This is a genomic window from uncultured Subdoligranulum sp. (genome assembly GCF_937890665.1).
The window spans coordinates 1-7,643 of sequence record NZ_CALADU010000048.1 but is presented as its reverse complement, the minus strand read 5'-3'; the positions used below and the strand labels follow the sequence as shown (position 1 = coordinate 7,643).

General features: G+C 48.8%; 7 protein-coding genes. All 7 read right to left on the bottom strand.

The genetic code is table 11. From position 1 onward, the window contains the following. Window positions 1–6 precede the first annotated feature (6 nt). A complete protein-coding gene (locus Q0526_RS02735; protein WP_366522021.1) occupies window positions 7–1,179 on the bottom strand; it encodes an alpha-amylase family glycosyl hydrolase in 1,173 nt (390 codons plus the stop codon). Between the two features lie 47 nt (window positions 1,180–1,226). Beyond that, window positions 1,227–2,069, bottom strand: coding sequence for a DegV family protein (locus Q0526_RS02730; protein WP_298730625.1), 843 nt, complete (start codon window positions 2,067–2,069; stop codon window positions 1,227–1,229). Between the two features lie 141 nt (window positions 2,070–2,210). Next, window positions 2,211–3,881 (bottom strand): nucleoside kinase, encoded by a 1,671-nt coding sequence (locus tag Q0526_RS02725; protein ID WP_366522020.1) that lies wholly within the window; start codon window positions 3,879–3,881, stop codon window positions 2,211–2,213. A 92-nt stretch (window positions 3,882–3,973) separates the two neighbouring features. Then, window positions 3,974–5,131 carry a methionine adenosyltransferase gene (metK, locus tag Q0526_RS02720; RefSeq protein ID WP_298730623.1) on the bottom strand — a complete coding sequence of 386 codons (1,158 nt, stop codon included), beginning with the start codon at window positions 5,129–5,131 and terminating at the stop codon, window positions 3,974–3,976. A 62-nt stretch (window positions 5,132–5,193) separates the two neighbouring features. After that, window positions 5,194–6,210 (bottom strand): lysylphosphatidylglycerol synthase transmembrane domain-containing protein, encoded by a 1,017-nt coding sequence (locus Q0526_RS02715; RefSeq protein ID WP_298730621.1) that lies wholly within the window; start codon window positions 6,208–6,210, stop codon window positions 5,194–5,196. 339 nt (window positions 6,211–6,549) lie between these two features. Further along, on the bottom strand, window positions 6,550–7,107 hold the full coding sequence (locus tag Q0526_RS02710) for a TetR/AcrR family transcriptional regulator C-terminal domain-containing protein (protein WP_287553896.1): 558 nt from the start codon (window positions 7,105–7,107) through the stop codon (window positions 6,550–6,552). Between the two features lie 81 nt (window positions 7,108–7,188). Further along, on the bottom strand, window positions 7,189–7,643 hold a 455-nt coding region (locus Q0526_RS02705), incomplete at its 5' end, for a TetR-like C-terminal domain-containing protein (protein WP_298730613.1).

The following is a 7,643-nucleotide window of genomic DNA, read 5'->3' as shown; positions in this document are numbered from 1 at the left end:
GCCTTTTTATGCGCAGGGAGATTTGACGGTTACGTTCATGCCGCGATATGCGGGAGCCGTGCGGCAGTAATCCAAGGTGTCGTTCATCCAGCCCATGTCCCACTTATAGTCAAATCCAAGGCCGTTTTCAGACACAGACTTTGTAACGTTGGGATAGGATGTGGAGTCCTCCGCTATCAGAATTGCGGTTGGATGCAGTGTCTTCAACCCCCGATTCATATATTGCAGGAATTTTACTGCGTCCAGATTGACACCCCGTCCAGGGTCTCCCTGCCAATAAATCATGCGGCTGATTGCGTCCATGCGCAGGCCATCTACATGAAATTCCGCCAGCCAGTAATTCGCGGCAGATTGCAGAAAGCTGCGAACCTCACCACGAGAGTGCATGAAGTTTAGGCTTCCCCATTCACTGACACCCACTGCCGCATGGGGGTACTCATACAAAGCTGTGCCGTCAAATTGAGCTAAAGCATAGCCGTCTACCGCAAAATGTACCGGAACAAAATCCATGATGACACCTATGCCATTCTGATGGCAGGCGTCTACAAAGGCCTTTAGCTGATCTGCTGTTCCATAACGGGAGGTCGGGCTGAAAAAGCCCGTGCTTTGATAGCCCCAGGATTCATCGCAGGGATGCTCGTTCAGCGGCATAATTTCCAGATAGTTATATCCGTTTTGCTTGAGATACGGAATCAAAATATCCGCCATTTCCTCATAAGTATACCAATCATCCGCTCTCTCCGATGGCTTTCGGAATGATCCGAAATGGAGTTCATAGATATTAAGTGGCCTGTTTTTGCAGTCAGAGCGGGAAAGCATCCAGGCTGAGTCATGGAACTGGTAGGAGTTCATATCCCGAACGATGGATGCGGAATTGGGCCTCAACTCCATTCCAAAACCATACGGATCACAGTGGTCAACGCAGCTACCGCTTTTTTCATAAATCCGGTATTTGTACATGCTTCCCGGTTTGACACTGTCCACATAACGCTCCCAGAAGTTTCCATCATAGACCCGATTCATATCGTATTCCCGCCATTGGCTGCATTCTCCAATCAGCGAAACCTTCTGCGCTCCCGGAGCAAAGGTGCGGAATACTACGCCGGCGTCCGTTATATGAGCGCCGAGATATTGATAGGCATCAAAAATTTTACCAGTATAAAATCCATGAAAATCCATGTTCTGCTCCTATCACAACAGCTGCTCGCTTTTCCATTATTTGTTTTCTAATCCTCAAGAAACATCACACCAATCGTGTTGGGTCCGCAATGGCATGCTACTGTGCAGCCCGCGAAGGTCTCTTGAATATCAGTGAATCTTTTATCTTCGGTCAGGACCTGCCTCGCAGCGTCCACAGCTTCCCGCTTAGCAGATGGATATACAATATAGACACGTCCATCAGAAATATTTCCGGGTACCGAAATGCGGTCTTTGGTATATTGATACATGACTTTTTCCAGAGAACCCCGATACTTTTTTCCTACGCGCATGATTCCACCGCTGACTTCGATGCACGGTTTCAGATGCATCAAATTTGCCCCCAGTGCCGCAACGGAAGAACAACGGCCGCCCTTTCGCATATAGTCCAACCGGTCAAGAATAAAGCTGGCATTGACACGGCTTGCGGCACTCTCCAAGCGCATACATATCTTTTCGGGTGAGACGCCCTGTTCTGCCATTTTGGCCGCTTCCATCACAATAATCCCCTGACCACTGGATAGATTCTTTGAATCCACTATGTACACATTGGAAAATTCACTGGCAGCAATCACTGCATTTTGATAGCAGCTTGAAAAACCGGAGCCAATTGTAATCATGATAACCGCTTCATATTGCAGGCTGAGTTCCTCGAAATATTCTGACAGCTCCATAGGATTTGGCGCAGCTGTTGTGCAGATATCTCCTCCTTTTTCCACATAAGAAAAGATATCCTCCGGCGTGATTTCGAGGCCATCCAAAAAGGAGTCTTCTCCTTTGTTTATGTGCAGGGGGATCACCGAAATATGATGTGCATGAATGAGTTCCCGGGGCAAATCGCAGGTTGAATCCGTCACAATTTTAATACTCATATTGTCCTCCTAAGACTTCCTTTTTACGAATCAGAGCCCAAATAATTGCCTGCCCCAAAGGACAAAACTATTTGAGCAAACAAGAATCGATAAATTGCCAGAGTTGTGGGGTCCTGAATGGCTGTTTCCACCAATACTGATTTATACTTTGTAACAGCCTCCGCCAATGAATTCTCGCATCAGGGAGGTTTTTGGCACGTCGTCTGCTGGAATGGGTAAAAAATAGTTTAAGAATTTCAGCAAGCGCTTTGCCTCGATGTATTCCTCACAATCTTTTGGAACGCCAAAAAGCAGCGGTTCCACAAAGGGTTTCAAAAGGGCGATTTCATAAATCAGTGCCGAGTTGAAAATCATGTCCGCACTGTCTTGAAACGGGAAAATATTGTTTTCTTCTCCTCTTCTTACAGACGGCCACATCTGAATGGTAGCCCTGGCGCTGTAACCCCGGGTCCTTGCATCCCGTTCGATCCTTCGCAAAAGTCGTGCGTCTGTTGTGGGGATGTAGTTGTGGTCATCGACATTCAGCGTAGTCAGGCAGCTGATGTAGATTTTGTATTTGCTCTCTTTCGGCAGAGAATAGGAAAGCTGATCGTTCAGGCAGTGGATGCCCTCGATGACAAGAACATCCTGCGCTCCCAGGGTCAGATAGTCGCCGTTGTATTCACGGACGCCCTTTTTGAAGTTGAACTGTGGGATTTCCACCGTCTCACCCCTTAGGAGCCGTGTCATATCCGCATTGAACTGCTCAACATCCATGGCGCCCAAACTCTCAAAATCATACTGACCGTTTTGATCCAAGGGCGTCTCGGAGCGGTTTTTAAAATAATTGTCCGTTGCGATGGCATGTGGGTGCAGGCCGCACGCCAAAAGCTGGGTGGACAGGCGATGGGAAAATGTCGTCTTTCCTGAGGACGAAGGGCCGGCAATCATAACGAAGCGAACATCCTTCCGGGCTGCAATTTCACCTGCAATATCTCCGATTTTCTTTTCCATCATTGCCTCGTGCGCAAGGATCATGTGTGTAGCATTTCCCTGTGAAATGACTCCGTTCATCTCCGCAACATTAGAGATATGCAGCGCCTCAGATCTGAGGGTGGCGTCGTAAAGTTCCCGGAATACCTTCATGGAGGGATGGAACGCTCCCAGCTGACTGGGATTCTTTTGATCTGGCAGACGCAGAACAAATCCGCTCTCAAACAGCTGCAGGCCAAAGCATTTCAAATACCCCGTATCAGGAACCATGTAGCCGTAAAAATAATCTGAAAACTCATCCAGAAAATAAATATTGACATGGGAATTGATCCGAAAGCTGAGCAGCTGCGCCTTGTCGTACATTTGTGTTTTGCGAAACAGTTCTACAGCATCATCGGTATTGATGGATTCTTTCCGAATAGGTACTGCCTGTTCGGAAATCGCCCTCATGCGGCCTTCAACCTGGTTCAGCAGCTCCTGTCCCAGTGTGAAGGCCCCCTTTGCCCGGATAAACAAGGCATGGCTGATGGAATACTCGACGGAAACGCGCTCAACATTCTCCTTGCGAACCACATCATAGAAGGCTTTCAGCATCAGAAAAACCACACTGCGTTCATAAGTCTGCATCCCCGGCTTTTCTTCTACCGTAATCATTTTCAGCGTGCAATCCCTATCCAAAGCCTTGTGCAGTTCACAGAGTTTCCCGTTTCGATTGACAAGCAAAATATCATGCGCATATCCTTCCTGAAAATCAGCAGCTATCGCCTGATACAGAGTTCCTTTTGGATAAATATATTCAACGCCATCCACGTTCACTTTCATCATTCTCGTATTTTCCATAGAACAGCCTCCTCTAATTCTCCGCACAGGTTCGAGATACAGCAAATTCTTTCACAACGTCACGTCTCCACCCAGTATGAAAAATGCGGCTTTTAAACAAGCCGCATTTTCAGTGCATCCATCGCGGTTTCATTTACCTGCTCCCAGGGGAATCCGTTTCTCCCGAAATGGCCATAATTTGTGGTCTCAGCAAAAATGGGACTGTCCAGTTTTAAATATTGGATGATGGCTCCGGGGCGCAGGTCAAAGCAATTGCGGACCCAGTCGCACAGTACATCATCCGGCAGTCGGCCTGTCCCAAAGGTTTCCACAGAAACGGACACTGGCTCAGAGACACCGATGGCATAGCCCAGCTGCAGTTCCAACTGCTTGGCAGCACCCGCCGCCACCGCGGTTTTCGCGACGTGGCGGGCCATATATGCGGCGCTCCGGTCAACCTTCGTGGCATCTTTGCCGGAGAACGCTCCGCCGCCGTGATGGCCGATGCCGCCATAAGTATCGCAGATGATCTTTCTTCCGGTCAGACCGGTGTCCGCGGCGGGTCCTCCCAGCACAAAGCGCCCCGTGGGATTGATATAGTATTTCGTGTTTTCGTCCAGTAGCTTGGCATCAATGACGGGGAACACAACCCGCTCCAAAATATCCTTGCGTAGCACCTTCATATCAATATCCGGATCGTGTTGGGCAGAGACTACCACAGTGTCTACCCGTATTGGCGCACCATCCACATACTCCACTGTGACCTGTGCCTTTCCATCCGGACGCAGGTAGGGCAATAGGCCAGACTTTCGGACTTCCGTCAAGCGGCAGGTCAGGGCGTGGGCCAAGGTGATAGACAGCGGCATCAATTCGGTGGTCTCATCGCAGGCGTAGCCGAACATCATACCCTGATCGCCGGCACCCACATCCTTGGAGCCGTCGGCGGCCGCATCCACACCCATTGCGATGTCAGGAGACTGCTCATGGATGGAGCAAGTAATATTGACACTTTTTGCGTCAAACCCATATTCGGGCCTTGTATAGCCGATTTTTGCAATACAGCGGCGGGCAATCTTCTCAAAATTTGGGGATGCCTTGCTGGTGATCTCGCCCATGATGTGCATGGCTCCCGGTTCCGCTGTGACCTCTACTGCACTCCGGGATTTGGGATCTTCGTTCAGCAACGCATTGAGAATACTGTCCGCAACAAAATCACAGATTTTGTCAGGATGGCCTTCAGTGACCGATTCGGAAGTCAAGAATTTTCTCATAGCTCACATCTCCTGTTGTATTTTTTCTCTGACAGAGAGTTCTCACTTTCTATTGCGATGGATCAGGTTTTCTGAGAATCGTTCAGTACACGCCTTTGTGCGCGCAGGAATACGAGGATGCTGAGGATAAATGGGAAAAAGAATGTTGCGACGCGGAATAGAATCAGAGCGGAGGATGCCTGGGCATATTCCATATAGTGGGAAAATATCAGCACGAAGGCAAACTCCACTGGCCCCACGCCCGCCACATTGGGCAGGGCGTTGGAGATCAGATGCATCAGTGCGGTCAGCAGCTGTACGTGCCAGAAGGAGGGACCAGATATTCCCAATATCTCCATACAGAGAAACGGTATGGTGTAAAGGCAAAATAGCTTTAGACCATTGAATAACAGCACTTTGAGAAGGCACCAGTGGTCATGAAGCAATTTGGGGGATTCCGTATGAAGCGAAGATAGATTGTCTTTCCACAGACGCTTGCGGCCTTCCCATTTTTCCGTATTCGGCAAATGATCAATCACCCAGGATGCAAACCACTGCACCTTTTCCCAGGCGCACAGCAGAACCAGTGCCGCTATAATCAGAGCGCAGATTCCATATCCCAACGGTATGTAGCGGGAAAAGCCGCGGCCAGTTTCGCTGAGCCAGCGGCCCTGAAATAACAGCATAACGGTGGTGTAGATTAAAACAGAACTCTTATGAAATATGTACTCCAGCATCATGGTACCAATGCCACAGCCTGTCATCATACCGCAGTGATGCAGGTAATAGCTTTGCATGGGAACAGAGCCGACGGAAAGCGTAGATACGTTTCCGAAAACGCCAAGGAAGGTCACCTCTACCGCTTGCCGATATGAAAATGTTGGGAGTCGACGGCGAATCATCGCAAAGCAGACTGCTGATTCAAGCATTTGATAAGCAAGACCCATGCCCAGCAGGAGCAACAGTTCTCTGATGCTGACGGCCTGGATATTCCGCAAAATCTCCTGATAATGATCCCGAAACACCCAAATTACCAACAGGAATAAAAGCAAAAGTGTAGCGGCACTGATTGCTACTGTTTTCCATTGTTTCTTATCCATAGGAGACCTCTAAAAGATAAAATGTTTCGCTAAACAGCGGAAATAGAAGAATCAGAAACTCACTGAACTTTGCTTGTTCCTTCATGACGCTGGGGAAATGTAGTAACATCTGAATGGACTCGACTATGGGCTTTCACTGTTCTATGTGTAGCCGATAAGAGGTAACTATAAGACCAGCAGCATTACGGATGTGTTTGCGCAGCAATGCCCGACCAAGCCTGCTTCAATTGTACTTAGAAACACCCGCACATCATATGGACAAAAGCAGCCCCTGTGCCTGTTTTTTAGGCACAGGGGCTGCTTTTGTCTGATTCTATGTTCTTAAGAAAAGCCAAAGTTTTATTTCTTTTCACATCGGGTAATCATCGCGTCCAAATCGCCGCGCTTCAATTCGCAAATCCGATGGAACCGCGATTGAATACCTTCCTGCATCCCTGTTTCCAGCCAGCCGACGACAAAGCCAAAACACATGCATTTCAAATAATCAATCATCAGCTTTCGGTCCGGCTCCGCCACGGTCCGTCCGGCCAGAATTCCATCTACATAAGTCGTAACTGCGTGCTCACATACCCGCCATTGGTACTGTTCATAGATATCCCGGTTGATGGAGTGATAAATGTGCAGTACCGCTTTCCGGTTTTCCAATGCAAACCTTATGGCGGCATTGAGACAGTCCTCGACGGACTCAATAGAGGGATGTTCCTGAATCACCCGATTCGCATCCTCGTTAATAATCGTTTCTACCAATTGGGGAATATCCTGAAAATAATAATAAAAGGTGTTACGGTTAACACCACAGGCATCCACGATATCCCGGACAGTGATTTGGCTTAGAGGCCTCTCATTCAACAGCTTAATAAACGAATCCCGAATCGCTTTTTTTGCAAAACCGGCCACGGTTCACGCCTCCCTCATTTGATTTCCGCTATATCAACATATGACTTGGAAATGCAGTGAGAACAATGCCAGCACTCTGATTCATGCGTCTTTCAAGAGCCGGGAAGTCGCGCCATCCACCAGAAACTCCGCGGTGACAAGCAGTTCTTCCTTGGGAAGGTCCATGTTCTTTTGGAACCACTCACGAATCAGGCCAATGAGACCATAGGTGATGAATCTCAGTAAATAGGACAGCTGCTGGTCATCCATAGGCTGGAACCAGGCCCGAATGACCTCCGTGCCGTTACGGTGAATCAGCTGCTGCAAATGCTCGGCAAACTGGCTAACCTCGTTGTTTTCAAACAGGATAGTGCAGACCTCCCGATGCTCCACCACAAAGTCCAGGATTGGCTCGAACACGGGGCGCAGGGTGCCGTCCGCCACCGTTTCCTGGATATGGGCGTCCACCAGCACCTGGGCCTCTGCCAGCAGGTCTTCCTCCATACTTTGCAGCAGTTGAGTAGTATCCGTGTAATGGAGGTAAAACGTGGTGCGGT

Bases quoted from the DNA above. Each gene is read 5' to 3' on its own strand.
- Q0526_RS02735 (WP_366522021.1), bottom strand. From the start codon at position 1,179: ATGGATTTTCATGGATTTTATACTGGTAAAATTTTTGATGCCTATCAA.
- Q0526_RS02730 (WP_298730625.1), bottom strand. From the start codon at position 2,069: ATGAGTATTAAAATTGTGACGGATTCAACCTGCGATTTGCCCCGGGAA.
- Q0526_RS02725 (WP_366522020.1), bottom strand. From the start codon at position 3,881: ATGGAAAATACGAGAATGATGAAAGTGAACGTGGATGGCGTTGAATAT.
- metK (WP_298730623.1), bottom strand. From the start codon at position 5,131: ATGAGAAAATTCTTGACTTCCGAATCGGTCACTGAAGGCCATCCTGAC.
- Q0526_RS02715 (WP_298730621.1), bottom strand. From the start codon at position 6,210: ATGGATAAGAAACAATGGAAAACAGTAGCAATCAGTGCCGCTACACTT.